This window comes from Bacillus cereus group sp. BfR-BA-01382 (assembly GCF_022663475.1).
GTDB classification, from domain to species: Bacteria; Bacillota; Bacilli; order Bacillales; family Bacillaceae_G; genus Bacillus_A; species Bacillus_A thuringiensis_S.
In genome coordinates, this window is the sequence record NZ_JAKUFQ010000058.1 from 16,640 (window position 1) to 34,159 (window position 17,520).

Genomic DNA, 17,520 nt, shown 5'->3' on the forward strand with positions numbered 1-17,520 from the left:
TTGATTGATGACCCTCTTATCTCCTGTGCATGTACTATACAAACAAAAGCGAAGTCTTCAAACGGACTCCGCCTTTTCGATGTATCATGAATTATAGTCAGTACTAGTAGCCTCTTCATAATATTTCATCATACATTCATGTCTCTGTTTATTTCTTAAAAAATTTGCAGCAGAACCAAATTTACGTTATTTTCTTGCGGAAATAGGTTGAGACCAACTATCTTCGTCATTATCATTTAAATGTACTTCAAAAACATATATAGGTTGAGAGAAACCTTTTGTATCAGTGTAGTAATCTATATTATATTTTGTAATGAATAAGGTATCACCTGCTTTGAAAGATCCTATAGGATCAAATTCTCCTTGTTTCAGTTTTTGAAATGCTTCCTTTGGAGACAGAGTTTCAACATCTCGAACATTTGATTTTTTTGTACCGTAATCTTTGTAAACAGGCATTTTTTTCCCTTCGTCTTGTAACTCTATTGATGTTTTTATAGTAACTTGAGACATATCAATTTTTGTAATGGGATCAATAGGCATATTTCCAAATTCCTTCATTTGATACGAAATTATTATTCCGAGTGCGACGAAACTTACTGTAATGGGAAGGTATAAATATTTGATTATTTTTGTATCTGTTTCATTTTTTTTCAACAATATAAGAACTATGTTTAACACAGAATATCCTAGCATCATGCCTAAAGTATTATGAAGTAAATCTGCTAGTTCCATACTTCCGCGTTGCAGTGTAAATTCAAGAATTTCAATCAATAAACTTGCTATAATTGAGATAATTAACATCCATTTTGTTTTTTGAAAAACCTTACTAAATAAAGGGAATAAAATTCCTAACGGAAACAGCATACCTATATTTAAAATAATATGGAAAAAAGAAGAAAACGAAAAGTTATTCCACGCTTTTTTATAAACACTAAGTACATCGAAATCAAACGTTCTTGCAAAAACCATATCATCTGAACGACCAAATGAAGTAGCTGATAATGCAAGAGAATAATATCCTATTATTAATATCAATAATATAATTTGTTGTACGGTAAACTTTTTTTCACCTTTACATACCTTTTTGTATACTAAAAAATAGCTAAAAATAAGTATGAGAAGGAACAAAAATGTGAGTTGTATCGTAGGAATTGCAAAACTAACGAATCGTTCGGAAATAATGTTCATTTTACACCTCTGTGTTTTTTATTTTTTTCCGACAGAAGACTCCTTCCTCAAAAATGTGAGGGTGTGCAACACTAATTTTAGGTTGAAGATGAATGTCGGTTGTCCTAAGTCAATCTGTTCGCCACTATATACTGGTACAAATCATTCTTCAACGTTCTATCGCTCCACGCTTGTCAAAGTTGTGACAAGCAAGCTAAAGTAGAAATTGGGGTAAATCAACGTACAAAATACTTATGTTCTCACCGCAGGGACTATAGGTAGAGCCTGCTAAGATAACTGGTGGATACATCGGTGTTCTCAGAAATCGCCTATCTCTAACAGTCCATTAGGTTACGTGTTGAGTAGTTTAAATAATATTCTAGATAAAAATAACGATGTATCGTTACCTCTAGTAAATATTAATCCAGAATTATACCGGTATCTATGTGGTTCTCTCTAATTGATGTATACTTAACGGAATCATCTTTTCTAAAGGTGATAACTTCATCAAATTTTTTAATTGAATTTTAATACAGTACTGCTCCTGCGACAAAACCTTAATGAAAAGACATAAAAATCACCTAGATTCGCACCACATTTTTTCATGAGTGTTTCTGTTATTCATTATAGTAGTAAGATTTTTTTCTCATATTGAATTTCCTTTCATTTTACTTACACGCTTGTAATGTTTCTGAAAATACAGTCTATAAAATTGTCAGCAATGGCTCTTTTTTGGGGAGATAGCAAAGAGGGCATCTTCATTTGCACTTTACTATACCGAACTAGATTTCGTTATACTTTTTATTAGTAATTCATTGTATCTTCTTTACCAAACACGTATAAAAATCAATATTATGAAAGTAAACTACTGAATAATAATTTACATTAGATATCTTTAAAAAAACGACCTTTAATCAATCCTTTTTTCTAAAACCACAGAAAAAATAAGTACTATAGTTAACACCATAATAAACCTTACTTCACTTCCATCACTTACAAAAAATGAATACAAAGTATAAATTAAAATTAATATTCCATAAATAATTTTGTACAATGAACTTCCAACTTTTCCTATATATATTTTAGTATAAAAGTTTAATTTAAATCCTAGATCAAAATAAAAATAAAAAGCACCTGTGATATACACAAAGTGCTTTTCTCTTGTCAATTTATCTATTTTTACTATATTTATCCATTTTCTTTTTATAACTCAAATTTCTTCGAATCGTACTTTTCTAGAATTTACTGCAATTCATTTTGTTCATATGGAATATGCTTATCTGTCTGTACATCTTCAGCATTTTCTCCACCTGTTAATAATCTCCTGTACTTAAAAGAGTGCCTATTGATACTGTTTTAATCATTTTGTATTGCCCTCCTTTTGTTTGATTACTTGTATCATAAAACAAGTATCTGAAGTTGATATGTAGTCTATCTAGAGTCTATGTAAATTAAAAAAATCTCTAACAAAATGTTTGTATTGTAACGTTACCACCAAAACTATTGCTCTAAACACCATGATTTGAAGAAACCGTACCCCATGTTCTAATCCTCAATTCCTCCTACAGCTCTATGTTGTGTAAAACTAGTTGATCCCTATAATATAAAAAGAGCACCTCTTTTTGGATGCTCTTCGTTATAACTATATATTATTTAATTTTCTTCATTTGTTGGTACCATTTTTCCTTCTTGAGAATCTGTACCTGTACCTTCTGATTTTTCAACAGTTTTTACATCTCCTTTAGATGCTGGCACTGCATCTTTAGGTAAATCAAAGTTTTGTGAGGAAGACGTTGTTCCATCTGCACTCTGTGTAATTACTTGATTTAAATTTTCATTTGACTTTAAATTGTCCGTTTTCGCATCATCTGCACCAATTGCACCACCCGCTAATAATCCTGTACTTAAAAATGCTCCTGCTAATAATGTTTTAATCATTTTTCATTACCTCCTGTTTATTTGTAATATTCATCAAAAAAGTATCTAGAGTTAATGTTTTAGTCATTATCTTTATCTACTTGCTTTTTGATTACATTTAGCATAAGACAAGAATCTATAGTTGATATGGACTGTATCTGGAGATTATGTAAAGAAAAATAGATGATCAATTGTATATCCTAATGGATGCTTAGACAAGATTAAAATTTTATATGAGTTTGATAGTTGAATTACCCTTTGTTTTTGATTGTAAGGTTTATGGCTGGGGTAAAGCCTATTGAGGACCTAATCTTTTCTAATTTGGAAGTAAACTTTTTTCTAAAAGTTTACATTGAAGTTTTTGAATCATTTATAACTAATTTTGTAATAAATTTCTCAATATAGATATACTCGTTAATTATAGTTATAATATTCAAAATTAACAAAAATTAAATTATAATAAAAATATGATGGTTATCCTTTTGTTTACTCCTTGTGTTAAAGATAAGATTGTGTTCGCTGATCTTATCTTTTTTATTTGTGATTTTTATATAGAAAAAGAATCCTTATCATAGGGATTCTGCAACAGGAAAAAACAAACATATAGTAATCTATGTCATTAAATTAAAATTCATAGCGCATTGTATGACTCACATCTCTAAATCTCTGCTTTTCATATAAAGCAATAGCACCAGTATTTTCAGACAGGACATTCAACTCTAAGTAATCTAAATTTCGATTTTTAGCCCATTTTTTCCCTTCGAATAACAAAGCTGAACCAATTCCTTGATGTTGATATTTGTTTCCAACAAGTATATCTGTAATAAAAGCGTATTTATGTTCAACCAAACACGTATAGGATGGTGTGATTAGTTCTTGAATAAGTAAAAAACCAATAATACAGTTATCAATTTCAGCTATTAATATATCCGAATCCTTTTCATTAATTGTCTTCTTTATAAACTCTACATCTTGCTTTGCAGGCTTTATATATTCCGGCTGAAGTTTTGACATTTTTAAAAAAAGCTCTTGATATAAAATTTCTATTTGATTAACTTCATCTAGCGTAGCTAACTTTATTTTCATATTATTCCTCATCAACACTCATCCCCTTTACCATCTAAATGCATATATACAATTATCGTATCACATTTAAATTTAAATACGTCTCTAGGTATAGATTTCGTAAGAAATCTATCCGAAATAAAAATAATATCTCCATTTCACATAAGATAGTATCCAAAATAGACGCGACCGAATCCATTAAGCGGCTTAATTAAGCAAGAAAATAAATGTCGACTATTGATTATGTGTTTTACTTTTTATTAAATATCACGGTACGTAAAATTTAATATTTCCTTTATTAAAAAAGCCCCATAGATCTTACACCTATGAGGGGTTCAGCCGAGATACGTGTAAAAACGGGTCATAAGCTGTATTTTATTTCCAGTATGAGATTTCAGTGTAACAAAAAGGTGTTTTACTAGTAATGTTAAGAATTAATTTTGATACAGTATTTTGTTACAGCAAATTTATCAGTTAGGATATTTCATATTTCTAAATACAAAATGTAACAAAAACTAACAAATAATTATTTTTTGTTACATTAGATGATGTGTTATAATGGGTTATCGTTAACTTAAAGAGAATCAAGCCTACATATAGGAGGAGTCTAAATGAATTTATCTCAGGAAAAAAAACTAGTACTTATGATGCATATTATTACTTTATTATCTTTCATCATTCTCACTCTTTTTAGCATTACAATTTTTTATATACCCTTAATTTTTTATTTCATATTCAAATCAAAAAAACTTCGTATAATTGCTATTGAAACAGCCGTTTATCAGCTATTCACTTGGATTATTGTATTGATTTGGAATACTTTTGTAATGAGGACTTTAATGTTTTCTATGTTCCATTCCGATATGAACATGAGTAATATGTCCATGATATTGTGGACAGCCCCAATTTATATAATCCTAACTATTTTATTAGCTTTCGGGCCCCTTAAAGGAATTTTACATGTATTACAAGAGAAAGATTTTCATTATCCTATTATCTCCAAATGGATTAGCAAGTAAAAATAAATAAAGAAGAATCCAGCGAATTATGGATTCTTCTTTTTTTGTATTTAAATGCTAGTTGTATTATAATTGAGATATTTTTTAACTTCTAAAAATACTTAAAATAAGCATCGCTAAACCGCTTAATGCCATAAAAGTAAAAGCACCATAGCCAAAAATTCCAATCCATTTTGGTAATTGATTCATGTTAGCTTTATTTGTTGGGACTCCTTGTATAGAAAACATCATTTCTTGGTCTCGATCCCTATTATTTTGTTGTTGGTTCATAATCTCATCACCTTTCTGGCAATTTTACTTATAGTATATCAAATTGGCTGCAATTGCAACAGGAGAGAACCAGTGTATAATAATAAAAAGAATTACTTATATTATAATTTAAAAATAGGATAAATATATTGAGAAATTTCAGAACGCATTGAATATATATGTACCCTTATTTATAATTGATTATGAGTTGGAGTACTAATCTGTCATCTGTTCCTTTTTCTAAAGAAGATTGATTTCAATCTTCTTTTTTTTGTTAGTTCCTCTTTCCTCGAAAAAAGAACAAGAATTACTTAAGAATTGTGGAAATAGCTTGCTTGTAGACTAGTTGTTGCTTACCATGAACGATCATAAGAACGGTGAATTTATCCATTGCAAGAATCTGCCCACGCACTGGAACGCCATTCTTTAAAAATACAGTAACTTCCCCTTTTTTCTCTTTCAATTGTTCATACATATCCTCTTGTAAATTAAACATGAAATACGCCCCCTGGTTTGTTTGGATTTACTTTTCTTCTAATACCTGCTGCTTTTCACTGTTGGATATTTGTGATTCCCATTCACTTTCTATTTTTCTAAACCATTTTCCTATTTTGCTTAGATAATATCTTTTTACTTCACCATTAGGAATCCAAATTTCACGTTCCTGTATTTGATTCATTACTTCATGAAGAATCTCATCATGTTCATACTTCCTAGGTTTTCTATAATGTGTTTTTACAAACTGTGTATATTCTTTACGTAACCAATTAGAAATATGTTGTCTTTGTCTTTGCTTGAGATGTGACCATTTTTTATTTGTTTGAAGGATTTCTCCATTTACTTTTATGTGGTTTTTCATCGACACTCATCCCCTTTCACTAGCAAAACGAATATATCACATTTAAATTGAAATACTGCTCTAGGTACATATTTCGCAAGAAATCTATCCGAAATATACAATACATTCTCTATTTAGCTGATTAAGTCTACACAAGATTAAATGTAGACTATTATTGTAGTGTTTTAGTTTTTTTAAATCATTACGGTACGTGAAATTATTTTGTTAACCATAAAAAAAGCCCTTGAAAGGAGCACTTATTTGACAAGGTACTGTTCTATTTCTTTTATTAATAGTTCTGCACCTTCTGGACTCAATGAGATCTTACCCTTTGCTAATGCCATATTACGATTTGACACTTCTCCTGTTAATGCACAAACATGACCAGGCTGATACTTCTTTAAAATGATGTCTTCCCCTTCTACAAAAATCTCTAATGGTGATTTTTCATTAATCCCAAGCGTATTTCTAAGTTCCTTTGGAATTACTATACGCCCTAATTCATCCACTTTTCTAGTTACTCCGGTTGCTTTCATTCAGCATATTTCCCCATTTCATTATCAATTTGTACCCAATTTATTCTTTACTATTGTAACAGGATTTCTCCATATATGAGAAACATAATAATCCCAAAACTAACGATCATAACCAGAAATTATTTAAATCTTTGCTGAAAGGAAATACGCCCTTCTTCCTCTTTTCGCAATACTGCGTAAAATAACTATTCTTTTATGGATTAAGGCATGAATTTCCTGTCAAGGAGTTACTTCAACCCGTTAATATTACTCGTAGTACGTACTATTATTGGATGAAACAGCTCAATCATCCTAATCCAAATGCGGAGGTAAAAGAACTGATACAAGCTATTTATGATTAACACGATGGGTGTTATGGCTAGTAACAATACAGCTCATTCTTTCGTTTTGGAGTATTTCAAAATGTTAACTGGATGGGTATGTACGGTGACCTCTACTTAATTATCAGAAAAACATTAGTTTTTAATTGTATACACGCTAATTATGTTGATTTTCCGATGCCCCCATCATAATGAATTTCCTCTTTTTATCAGTATTGGTAGGTAAAGAGGGGGCTAGGCACAAAAACAGGTTGTGGAGAAAGTTTTCTTCACAACCTGAAAGTAAGTTATATATCCAAATATGACCTGTTCTTTTAACTATTAAGTCTTTTATAATCTGTTATAGTCGATATAACTAGAGTCATAATAAATCCACTGCCCTGTCCCAATTCTTAGCCAGCCGTTCTTTTCTTCATATACTGTAACTTTTTCGCCTTTACTTGTCTTTCTAACAATAGAATAGTTTGTACCTGATCCGCTTCGAACATTTACCCCAATACCATTAATTTGAGCCGTCCCAATTACTTTTTCAACACTACCATTTTCAATTACTTGTAGCATATTTAGAATGAATGTTGCTGTTTCACCACGAGTTGTTGTTCCTTTAGGGGCGTATTGATTGTCACCCTTACCTCTTACAATACCTAGGCCATACAGTCTTTGTACGTCTTCTTTATATATAATTTGGTCTTTATCTGCGAATGGTAGGTTTACAACTGGTCCCCATATACCTTTATACTGTAATGCCTTGTTTACAATAATTGCTGATTCTTCTCTTGTAATAGGTGTGTTTGGGTCAAAATAACCATCTCCTCTACCTTGAATGATACCTGCACTTGCAGTACGTTTAATACCATCCCGTAAAGTTGAATTTGCATCGTTTAGGTCTTTAAATGAAGCATCTCCAGCTGGTAGTTTTAGAGAGTTAGAGATTAATTGAGCAAATTCGGCTCTTGTTATCGCTCTATTTGGTGCGAAAACTCCGTTTCCTTCCCCTAACATAATACCCCTTCTATTTAACTCTCGAATAGCTTCTTCATACCAACCTCCTGTAATGTCATCTTTTGGTTGATAAAGATTATTATAATACCCCTCAACGCTATTTACGAATACATCCCATTGCCCATTATTAATCATGTTAGCAGGGCAGATTTTACCGCTCCATTTTTGATGTTTTACAATGTTATTTAACGGTACACCAGTTTCTTTCATTAAATACGCTACCAGTTTCTTAGCGTTATCTACCGCTTTACTGTAGTTTCCGTCACTGTTAACTGCGATTTCAATTGCAATAGATTCTCTATTACCTGGACCATCACCGTCTCCTGCGTGCCATCCGTTTTCGTTTAATGGTAGATGTTGATAAATCTCTTTATCGTCTACTGTAAAATGCCACGATGCAGCTCGGTCTGTGTTCCCTACTGCTTGGTTATATAGGTATTGGGCGTGGTTTCTAGCACCTGCTCCTACACTTGTATTATCAGTCTCATGAATTGTAATGTACTTTGGATTCATGTAGTTTTGAGGACGAATATTATCGTTACCTGCTGGAACAATCCATTCAGTGAATGGAACACCGTTTATTGTACTAGAGGTGCTAGGTGATATGGGAGACAGACTACGTTTTGTTCTGTTTGAATTGTTAGGAACAGTTAATGTACCTGTTTCTTCATGAATACCTTCTGAACGTTGAAGACTATCTACTTTCTTATTGTCGACAGTACCTCCACCACGTCCGTCTACCTCTTCAAAACTAGCTTCAATACTTTTTAAAGCCTGTTCATCTGTTGTTTGAAGTTGGTCTGTGTTATCTTGCACTTGAAGGCTTGTAGATTGCTTATTGTTTACTGATTGTTGTTCCTCTGCAAACGATACCAATGGTGAAGATAATACCGTTAATCCTGCCGTGAATGCTACTACTTTTTTATTAAATTTAATATTCATTTTGAATTTGGTATATCTTACTATTTTAATAGATATACCTTCCTCCTTGTACTTCTTTTAGTCTGAATAATAGTGTGAATAATGATAGCCTGAACTTCAAAGATAATGCCTTAATTTTTCATTTCATATGATAAACCGAAATCTATAAGTCTTACTAGATATATCAGTATTTCAGAATTATAACACAGCACGATTGCAAAAATATAATTAAGTAACATAAATAACCTTTAATGTATAGAACGGTTCTGGTGCAAAAATCCCAAGGCTCTTACAGCTAATATCTTAATCTTGAACATCTGATAGTATGAATCTAAAAAGAAGCATAATCAGTTAATCTATTTTCACACCAAAACCATGTTAGCCCCTATATAAAAAATACACCCCTTCTTTTCATTTTATTATTTCTTTTTACCTAGCGATTTAAGGCCACGTTTAATAACATCATAGAAACTTAGAGATTGTGACATATGACCTGGATCTACATATTCTCGTATAGCCCGAAGAACTTTCTTAGGTTCCTTAGAAGAAAAGGTGAAGATTCCATTTCTCTTGGTTTCAATAGCATAACGTGGAATCCATTTCCCCTTAAACATTACAGAAGCTATAACGTAATCTACTTCCTCCCACGGAATTTGAATAAATTTACGCGTATCACGAGAATTATAAAATTCAAACCCTTTATCACCAATCATAATTTTCCCATAGTCCGTAAGTCCCGTAAAAGCGGTAGCATCTATTACTAAATCTACCTTTGTATTAATTGATTGAACCATCATATCCACTCCATTTCATTTATCCTATTTATAATTCGTAACTTCAAACAATTAAGTCAATACAAAAAGTGGCTGAAGCGATAGTCCCCAGCCACTTTTTGTATACGAACTATTATCGATTCACAGGCTACTAACCTATACTTCAATCTCAACAATTCCTAAATAATAAATTTTAAGAATTGAAAACGTGAGCAACTTAAATTATAAAAGTCCGATTACGTGACCAACTACCCCAACTACGAATAATGAAAGAATAATAACAATTGGACTGACTTTTTTCTTCAGCAACCACATACAGAAGAATGTCAGAAGCAATGCAGCTAAACCAGGAATTAATTGATCTAAGTTATCTTGCAAGGTGGTCACTTTCGTAGGTGACAGTGCCATTCCTGAGTTTACTTGTTCAAAAGATTGACGAATACCTTCACCATTTCCAGGAAGTTTGTCCCACTCAACATACGCACCTTTATCTAACTGAACTTCAGATACAACTGGCTTGAATTTAATTGATACCCACCGTTCCACCAAGGCTGCAAGTACAAACATACCAAGGATTGATGCGCCTTTTGTAATATCTTGTAATAATCCACCTGAAAGATCATCAGTGATTTTAGAACCGGCTTTATAACCAAATTCTTGTGTATACCACATAAATCCCCAACGAACCAGATTCCAAGCTAAGAAGAAAAGGATTGGCCCAAGGATATTCCCCCCCATTGCTAATGATGCTCCTAAAGCACCTAACATCGGACGTAAAGTAAACCAGAATACCGGATCACCAACACCGGCCAAAGGACCCATCATCCCAACTTTAACCCCCTGAATTGCCACATCATCAACTTCTGCACCATTAGCACGTTCTTCTTCAAGTGCTAATGTAACTCCTAGAATTGGTGAAGCAATATAAGGATGTGTATTGAAGAATTCCAAGTGACGTTTTAATGCTGCTTTTCGATCTTCTTTTGATTTATATAACTTTTTAATCGCTGGAATCATCGAGAAGGCCCAACCACCATTTTGCATACGTTCATAGTTCCAAGAGCCCTGAATAAATGTAGATCGCCATGCAACGGCTAAACGATCTCTTTTTGTTAATTGAATTTTTTCTGCCATTTGTCTTCTCCTCCTCCTGAATTAATAATCGTTTAAGATATCGTCAAGCGGGTCACCAGAGTTACCTCCACCACCATTTGAAGAACCACCCATTTTAGAAAGACTCAAATAAATAAGAGCTAAAGCCACACCCAATGCACCAAGAGCAATAAGTGTTAATTGAGAAATCGCAGCTATTACGAAACCAATAATGAAGAATGGCCATACTTCTTTTGTTGCCATCATATTAATAACTAATGCATAACCAACAGCAACAACCATTCCGCCACCAATAGCCATTCCATCAGTTAACCATGCGGGCATTGATTCCAAGAATCCTTGAACGCTTTGTGCAGGAATAAATAAAAGTGCTCCGGCAGGAATCGCAATTCGGATACCTTGTAAACACACCGCAGCGATGTGTAACACTTCAATTTTTTTTATATTTCCTTCTTCAGCTGCCGTATCCATCATGTGTACAATAGGAACAGCAAGTGTACGAACAATCATTGTTAAGAAAAGTCCTGCTACTGCAAGTGGTACCGCTACTGCAATTGCTGATGCAACACCGCTAACACCTTGTCCGCCTAATACTAAAATGATTGCTGATGCAACTGATGCCAATGCAGCATCTGGTGCTACGGCTGCTCCAATATTTGCCCATCCAAGTGCAATCATTTGAAGTGTACCGCCAAGAACAATACCAGCCTCCAGGTTACCTGTTACTAAACCGATTAGTGTACATGCCACTAATGGTTGATGGAATTGAAATTCATCTAATATTCCTTCCATACCGGCTAGAAATGCAATTAGTATTACTAAAATTATTTCTATAGTAGACATTATGATCCCCCATTTCATTTAAATTTGCTATGTAACTACGATAATTCAACCTTCGCTTTTTTTAGAATATCATCCATGTTTGCACGAGAATCATTAGGTACTTTACGTACATCAAAATGAATGCCTTTTGCTTTCATTTTCTCGAAAGCCTCAACATCTTCTCTTCCCATAGAAAGAACCTTATTAACAACAACCTTTCCAGTTGAATGAGCCATAGAACCAACGTTAACTTCTTTAATATCCACACCACCTTCTATAGCTCTCAGGACATCTAGTGGGTTTTCAAATAATACCAGTGCATTAGTATTACCAAAACGGGGATCTTTTTCAACTTCAATCATTTTGCTGATTGGAATAACATTGGCCTTAACCCCTGGTGGTGCCGCCTGTTCGATTAATTTTTTACGAAGATCGTCTTTAGACACTGCATCTGAAACTACGATAATACGATTTGGTTGTGTAGACTTTGTCCATGCAGTCGCTACCTGACCATGCAGTAAACGAGAATCCACACGGACTAAAACGAACTTGATTTTCCCATCACCAACTACTGTACCGGGAGCAAGTCTGCCATTTGCTTTTCCATCTTTTGCAACTGCGATATTAGTATTTTCTTTGGGTTCCAGCTCTTCAGGTTTAATTCTGACCCCTTCCTTCGCTGTTTTAATGATATGTGCTGCGATCTCTTGAGCAGACGTAATTGATAAACGGGATGCATAAGCTTCAATCACCATTGGTAAGTTCAAACCAGCAACGATTGCCCAATTGTCTTTGTGTTCTTCATACAAGCCATTAGCTTGATTGAATGGAGTACCGCCCCATAGATCGACTAAAAATAATACCTCATCTTGATTATCAAAAGATGCAACTGCTGCTACCATTTTTGCTCTCAAATCGTCTGGCCCTTCGTTTGGCATTAAGGTAACAGCCTTAACGTTCTCTTGCTCTCCAAAAATCATTGCGCCAGATTGTAAAATACCTTCAGCAAATTGGCCATGGCTTGCTAGGATAATCCCTACCATCTCTCTACCTCCTAAATATTTCATCCTAATTTTTTTTGAATTGACGCAACCTACACAACTTTTCTTCTTCATTTCATCAATCTTTAACTATTAAAAACCAACTTTTTCTATCCTTGAGAAAACCACCTCCTAGGCTATTTAAGTCTCACTTCTTTTATAAAATTTTGTTTACTACTAAAAATGAGTTTGTGAATCTCCAATTCATCATTTTTCAAATCATTACTTAAAAAACATAATTTCTTAGGTAAAAGGTTCCTAATCTTATAAAATAACCCACTACAAGAAAACGCTTTCAAAATATAGAAAGAACATACCGTTGATAATCGTTGTTTCAAATACACTTACTCTAAACCTAATCAACTATAAATAGACTGAATTGCGTGAAACCAAAACAGGAGTAAAACTCCACTTGCGAATTTCCTCATTGATAAGGAAAGCGTTTATCTCGAAAAACATGATTATCAAAGCAAACGAACATGACAGAAATCAATTTAAAGTTCTTTCGAATGATAAAAATACCATGTAAGTTCTTAATTACGCATATGTTACTCACCAAAAGTTCAATTGAATGACAGACTATACATACTTATCCTTTTCCCAAATAAAGAAAAGCACTGTTATTCGTATAATGAAATCGATTCCACTTACTAAAAACATTGCCGTTCTATCTGATAAGATGATTTATATCGCCCATCCTCTACAAAGGTTATATATTCATTATATCCATTGTGAATTTTTTCACAATGGATATAAATTGAACATTTTATGAATAAAACAATTCCACATTATAAGATATATATATTGATTTTTTTAGCATACATTTTTTACTTAAATACCCCTTCGCATTACATGACCGATAGTAAACATGGTTAACTAATTATTTTCTAATTGAATTTTAATATATTAAGCGCTTAATAAATCAATTGAAAACCTATAGCTCCTATGATTCCTCCTATGGTACTACCAATTAAGGGAATCCACGCGTATCCCCAATCCGAAGAGCCTTTATTACATATTGGTAAGATTTGATGTGCTAGTCTTGGGGCAAAATCTCGAGCTGGATTTAAAGCAAATCCAGTTGTTCCACCAAGAGATAGACCTATAGATACTATTAACGCGCCTATTATTATTGGAAGTAGTCCATCTGTAACTTTATTATGACCCATAGCTAAAATTGAAAATACAAATACTGCAGTGCCAATAATTTCACTTAACAAATTAGACGGCCAACTTTTTATTGCAGGGCTTGTAGAAAACACCGACAATATAATTTCTTGATTTTTAGTCTCTTTCCAATGCGGAAAATACTGGAGCCAGACAAATATTGAACCTAAAAAAGCCCCAATCAACTGTGCACCAATATAGGAAGGAACTTCACTCCAAGGAAATACACCTATACAAGCAAAAGCAATTGTAACTGCAGGATTCAAATGCGCACCACTTATGTTATCTACTATATATATAGCGAATGTAACTGCTAATCCCCAGCCAAGAGTAATTGCAACCCATCCGGAATTTTGTGCTTTGGATTTTTTCAGCAAAGTACCTGCTACAACGCCGTTCCCTAATAAAATAAGAACCAAGGTTCCAATTAATTCCCCCATAAATGGAGACATATTTATGACCCCCTTTGTTATTTCAAAAACCATTGTATAAACACAAGGGCATCATCAGCATCTTCCCCATCAAGAATTACATGTATTTCTGCTCCTCTTTTTACTGCTAAACCGATTAGTTGAAGAGTACTTTTTGCATTAACTTTTTTATCTTTAAATATAAACTGAACCGAACAATCATAATCCCTTAAGCCATCTACAATTTCACTTGCTGATTTTGCATGAATTCCATCCTTACGAGTTACAATTAATTTTCTTTCGATTCTCATAAGATTAACTCCTTTTATATTTTTATAATGGTTTTCGCTTCAAGTACAGCCTTAAATCTTATATATTTCTTCTAATGTTTTGCCAATCCCTAATTTAACAACTGCTACGTAGGACCCTCTATTAATGGTGAATCTGCTATTTTGATATAATCACTCTTAATTAGAGCACCTTCCAAATTTATGAATAGCCTCTTGAATTCATCTAACGCTTCAACCTACTTCATCGTTATCTACTCCTCCTGCAGAAACTATTAAAACACTGGAACTTAATTGGACGAGTAAAGCTTTTAAATCTCTTAACTAGTAGATAACCATTAGAAACTAAAGCTATTCCTGCATTACTCATCACAATTGCTCCCTAAGTTCATTAACAATTTCTTTTTCACCTATAAGAGATAAACATAGAGTTTCAAAGATAATAAAAGATGAGACTGCTCCTGGATCTAAATGACCAATAGACCTTTCTCCTAGAAAAGAAGCACGCCCTTTTTTAGCTAATAATGGCTTAGTTTTTTCCATTTGTTCTCTTGCAAAAATGATAAGACCAATAGGTTTTATTTTTTCTCCATTTCTTTGGATATACTTCAAAACAGGATCCCAAACATCAAGCATTGTTTTATCTCCTATCTGAGTTTTTCCTCTTAGACAGATGCCATTTACAGATTCTTGAAAAGCAATCCCCAATTCATTGATTGTAATTTTATTTTTCCCTTTCAAAACACTGCCAGCCCTCAAAAAGGCTGTTCCATATAAAGGCCCTGATGCACCTCCAACCTTTGAAATAAGTATCATTCCAATATCATGAAATACATTTCCAATATCATCATAAGCTGTATATGATATCTTTTTTTCAACCTCTTTAAACCCTCTATTCATATTAATACCATGATCTCCATCACCTATGAATTGATCAAGTTGCGTTAGATTTTTTTTTTGATACTCAAGTTGTTTTGCAGTGAGTTGCATCCAATTGATGATATGTCTTGGTGTAATATACATGTTGGCCCTCCTATTGTACACGCCAGTTAGTCGTATTTGCTGGATCATTAAGCAAAGCAGTTAATTGTTCATCTAGTTTTAATAAAGTAATAGAAAAACCGGCCATATCAATCGCTGTTATGTATTCTCCAACATATGTTTTACAGATATCGATACCAATTTTGTTTAATATTGTGTTAATCGTTTTATTTAAAATATATAATTCCATTAACGGCGTTCCACCTAAGCCGTTTACCATTACTGCAACTTTGTCACCAATTTTCAATTGCATATCACTTAAAATATGCTCTAAAAGGAGTTCAGCCATTTCATTAGCTTCTATCATACTAATACGATGAGTTCCAGGTTCACCGTGAATGCCTATACCAACCTCTACTTCATTTTCACCAATTTTATAACCGACTGTACCAGATCCAGGTATAGTACACGTTGTTAATGCCATTCCCATACTACGTATATTAGCAATTACTTTATTTGCAACATCTTCAACTTCTTTAAGCGATGCACCTTTCTCAGCCATTGCTCCAGCAATTTTATGTACAAATATTGTTCCAGAAATTCCTCTTCTTCTCATAGTGTGTGAACTATTATTAATAGCAATATCATCATTAACGATGACTGTAGCAATCGGGATTCCCTGTGCTTCAGCCATTTCAGCAGCCATTTCAAAATTCATTATGTCTCCTGAGTAGTTTTTTACAATTAACAAAACCCCACTTCCAGTATGAACCTTTTGAATCGCTTTCAAAATCTGGTCTGGTGTAGGAGAAGTAAAAATTTCGCCCATTACAGCAGCATCAAGCATTCCTTTACCAACAAATCCTATATGCGCTGGTTCATGACCACTCCCGCCTCCGCTGACAATTGCCACTTTTCCTTGAAATGGACTATTAGCTCGAATAATTATATTTGTTTCAGCCATATTTTGTAGTTTATCAGAATGTGCAAACAACATTCCGTCAATCATATCCCTAACTACTTTTTCTGGATTATTAATAAATTTTTTCATGGCATCTATTCCTTTCCATTAGTCGCCGCTAGTACCCTAACATTTAATTTTCTAGTTTTATTCCCTCCTACAATTCCCTTTTATTATAAAAAACTATAATGATTTCACTTGGACATTTAGCTCTAAGCCTCCAATTTCATCTAAAAAGATTGTTCCAATGTTTGCTTGCTCAAATTTCCCTTTCCTCATGTGTAGTGCTCCAGTGAATACTCCTTTTTCATGCTCAAATAACTCACTTTCAATTAAATTAGGGGAGATAGCCGCACTATTTACTAGAATAAACGACTTATCTTTTCTGAAACCAGCTTTATGGATACCTTTAGCTATACGTTCTTCTCTTGTTTCACTTTCTCTAGTAATAAGAATCGTAAAATCTAATTCTGCCACTTTATTCGCAACAAAGAGCGCCTTTATTACAGTGTCACTATAACTAATAATGTCTGGAAAAGAGTTGTTTAGTTTTTTATATTTCGACAATTCACTTTCTAAATACTTTATTCTTATCTTTTCAAGAGCCAATTCGTCTAATAATGATTGAGTCTCATGAATAGATTCATGGTTAAAAGTATTCCACTCAATTTTGCTATAAGTGTAGCTACGGCTCGAGCATGTGGACCATTTGTAATATGAATATTAATTTCAATCTTTTGTATCATAAGAACCTATTTCATAATAATACATGAATAAAAATACATAAAAATCAACAAGTGAATTTTATGTGTTTTTATTTTCATTATTAAAACTCTAACTATTACATAATAAGTTTTTTTATACAAAACCTGATAATATAGGTTTTTAATACTAATTTTCCCATTTCATCTTTCTTAAGAAATAGTATTTGA

The 17,520-nt window shown here is 33.1% G+C and carries 17 protein-coding genes and 3 pseudogenes; 3 read left to right on the forward strand and 17 right to left on the reverse strand.

What is annotated here, in order from left to right:
* Positions 1–16 precede the first annotated feature (16 nt).
* Positions 17–97: pseudogene (locus tag MR160_RS35350) on the forward strand (IS6 family transposase); the annotation flags it as partial.
* An 89-nt stretch (positions 98–186) separates the two neighbouring features.
* On the opposite strand, the gene MR160_RS20815 reads toward MR160_RS35350, so the two are convergent.
* The 3 genes and pseudogenes from MR160_RS20815 to MR160_RS20825 form a co-directional block, all read right to left on the reverse strand.
* A complete protein-coding gene (locus MR160_RS20815; protein ID WP_242297967.1) occupies positions 187–1,188 on the reverse strand; it encodes a VanZ family protein in 1,002 nt (333 codons plus the stop codon).
* Positions 1,189–2,829: 1,641 nt separating this feature from the next.
* A pseudogene (locus MR160_RS20820) lies at positions 2,830–3,105 on the reverse strand (alpha-ketoglutarate permease); the annotation flags it as partial.
* Positions 3,106–3,708: 603 nt separating this feature from the next.
* The gene (locus tag MR160_RS20825) at positions 3,709–4,182 is read right to left on the reverse strand and encodes a GNAT family N-acetyltransferase (protein ID WP_242297969.1); all 474 of its coding nucleotides are present in this window, start codon (positions 4,180–4,182) and stop codon (positions 3,709–3,711) included.
* A gap of 578 nt (positions 4,183–4,760) precedes the next feature.
* Here MR160_RS20825 and MR160_RS20830 point away from each other — a divergent pair.
* Positions 4,761–5,168 (forward strand): hypothetical protein, encoded by a 408-nt coding sequence (locus tag MR160_RS20830; RefSeq protein WP_242297971.1) that lies wholly within the window; start codon positions 4,761–4,763, stop codon positions 5,166–5,168.
* Between the two features lie 84 nt (positions 5,169–5,252).
* On the opposite strand, the gene MR160_RS20835 is transcribed toward MR160_RS20830, so the two are convergent.
* The 4 genes from MR160_RS20835 to MR160_RS20850 all read right to left on the reverse strand — a co-directional run bounded on the left by MR160_RS20835 (position 5,253) and on the right by MR160_RS20850 (position 6,791).
* Positions 5,253–5,438, reverse strand: a complete 186-nt coding sequence (locus MR160_RS20835) for a hypothetical protein (protein WP_242297973.1) — start codon at positions 5,436–5,438, stop codon at positions 5,253–5,255.
* Positions 5,439–5,724: 286 nt separating this feature from the next.
* On the reverse strand, positions 5,725–5,913 hold the full coding sequence (gene hfq, locus MR160_RS20840; protein ID WP_081143335.1) for an RNA chaperone Hfq: 189 nt from the start codon (positions 5,911–5,913) through the stop codon (positions 5,725–5,727).
* A gap of 27 nt (positions 5,914–5,940) precedes the next feature.
* The gene (locus MR160_RS20845; protein WP_242297976.1) at positions 5,941–6,276 is read right to left on the reverse strand and encodes a transposase; all 336 of its coding nucleotides are present in this window, start codon (positions 6,274–6,276) and stop codon (positions 5,941–5,943) included.
* A 236-nt stretch (positions 6,277–6,512) separates the two neighbouring features.
* Positions 6,513–6,791, reverse strand: a complete 279-nt coding sequence (locus MR160_RS20850; RefSeq protein ID WP_242297978.1) for an AbrB/MazE/SpoVT family DNA-binding domain-containing protein — start codon at positions 6,789–6,791, stop codon at positions 6,513–6,515.
* Between the two features lie 194 nt (positions 6,792–6,985).
* Between MR160_RS20850 and MR160_RS20855 the strand changes: the two are divergent.
* Positions 6,986–7,129, forward strand: a pseudogene (locus MR160_RS20855) (IS3 family transposase); the annotation flags it as partial.
* A gap of 312 nt (positions 7,130–7,441) precedes the next feature.
* On the opposite strand, the gene MR160_RS20860 reads toward MR160_RS20855, so the two are convergent.
* The 10 genes from MR160_RS20860 to MR160_RS20905 form a co-directional block, all read right to left on the reverse strand.
* Positions 7,442–9,055 carry an S-layer homology domain-containing protein gene (locus MR160_RS20860; RefSeq protein ID WP_242297979.1) on the reverse strand — a complete coding sequence of 538 codons (1,614 nt, stop codon included), beginning with the start codon at positions 9,053–9,055 and terminating at the stop codon, positions 7,442–7,444.
* Between the two features lie 398 nt (positions 9,056–9,453).
* Positions 9,454–9,831 carry a DUF956 family protein gene (locus MR160_RS20865; RefSeq protein WP_009327551.1) on the reverse strand — a complete coding sequence of 126 codons (378 nt, stop codon included), beginning with the start codon at positions 9,829–9,831 and terminating at the stop codon, positions 9,454–9,456.
* A gap of 198 nt (positions 9,832–10,029) precedes the next feature.
* Positions 10,030–10,941 (reverse strand): PTS system mannose/fructose/sorbose family transporter subunit IID, encoded by a 912-nt coding sequence (locus MR160_RS20870; RefSeq protein ID WP_000818327.1) that lies wholly within the window; start codon positions 10,939–10,941, stop codon positions 10,030–10,032.
* Between the two features lie 21 nt (positions 10,942–10,962).
* Complete coding sequence (locus MR160_RS20875) at positions 10,963–11,763, reverse strand: PTS mannose/fructose/sorbose transporter subunit IIC (RefSeq protein WP_000103758.1); 801 nt, start codon at positions 11,761–11,763, stop codon at positions 10,963–10,965.
* 35 nt (positions 11,764–11,798) lie between these two features.
* The gene (locus MR160_RS20880; protein WP_061660493.1) at positions 11,799–12,785 is read right to left on the reverse strand and encodes a mannose/fructose/sorbose PTS transporter subunit IIA; all 987 of its coding nucleotides are present in this window, start codon (positions 12,783–12,785) and stop codon (positions 11,799–11,801) included.
* Between the two features lie 911 nt (positions 12,786–13,696).
* The gene (locus MR160_RS20885) at positions 13,697–14,401 is read right to left on the reverse strand and encodes an MIP/aquaporin family protein (protein ID WP_061660494.1); all 705 of its coding nucleotides are present in this window, start codon (positions 14,399–14,401) and stop codon (positions 13,697–13,699) included.
* Between the two features lie 17 nt (positions 14,402–14,418).
* Positions 14,419–14,670 (reverse strand): HPr family phosphocarrier protein, encoded by a 252-nt coding sequence (locus tag MR160_RS20890; protein ID WP_061660495.1) that lies wholly within the window; start codon positions 14,668–14,670, stop codon positions 14,419–14,421.
* Positions 14,671–15,015: 345 nt separating this feature from the next.
* Complete coding sequence (gene dhaL / locus MR160_RS20895; protein WP_061660496.1) at positions 15,016–15,669, reverse strand: dihydroxyacetone kinase subunit DhaL; 654 nt, start codon at positions 15,667–15,669, stop codon at positions 15,016–15,018.
* A gap of 10 nt (positions 15,670–15,679) precedes the next feature.
* Positions 15,680–16,678, reverse strand: a complete 999-nt coding sequence (gene dhaK / locus MR160_RS20900) for a dihydroxyacetone kinase subunit DhaK (protein ID WP_242297981.1) — start codon at positions 16,676–16,678, stop codon at positions 15,680–15,682.
* A 93-nt stretch (positions 16,679–16,771) separates the two neighbouring features.
* Positions 16,772–17,155 carry a sigma 54-interacting transcriptional regulator gene (locus MR160_RS20905; RefSeq protein WP_242297983.1) on the reverse strand — a complete coding sequence of 128 codons (384 nt, stop codon included), beginning with the start codon at positions 17,153–17,155 and terminating at the stop codon, positions 16,772–16,774.
* Positions 17,156–17,520 lie beyond the last annotated feature (365 nt).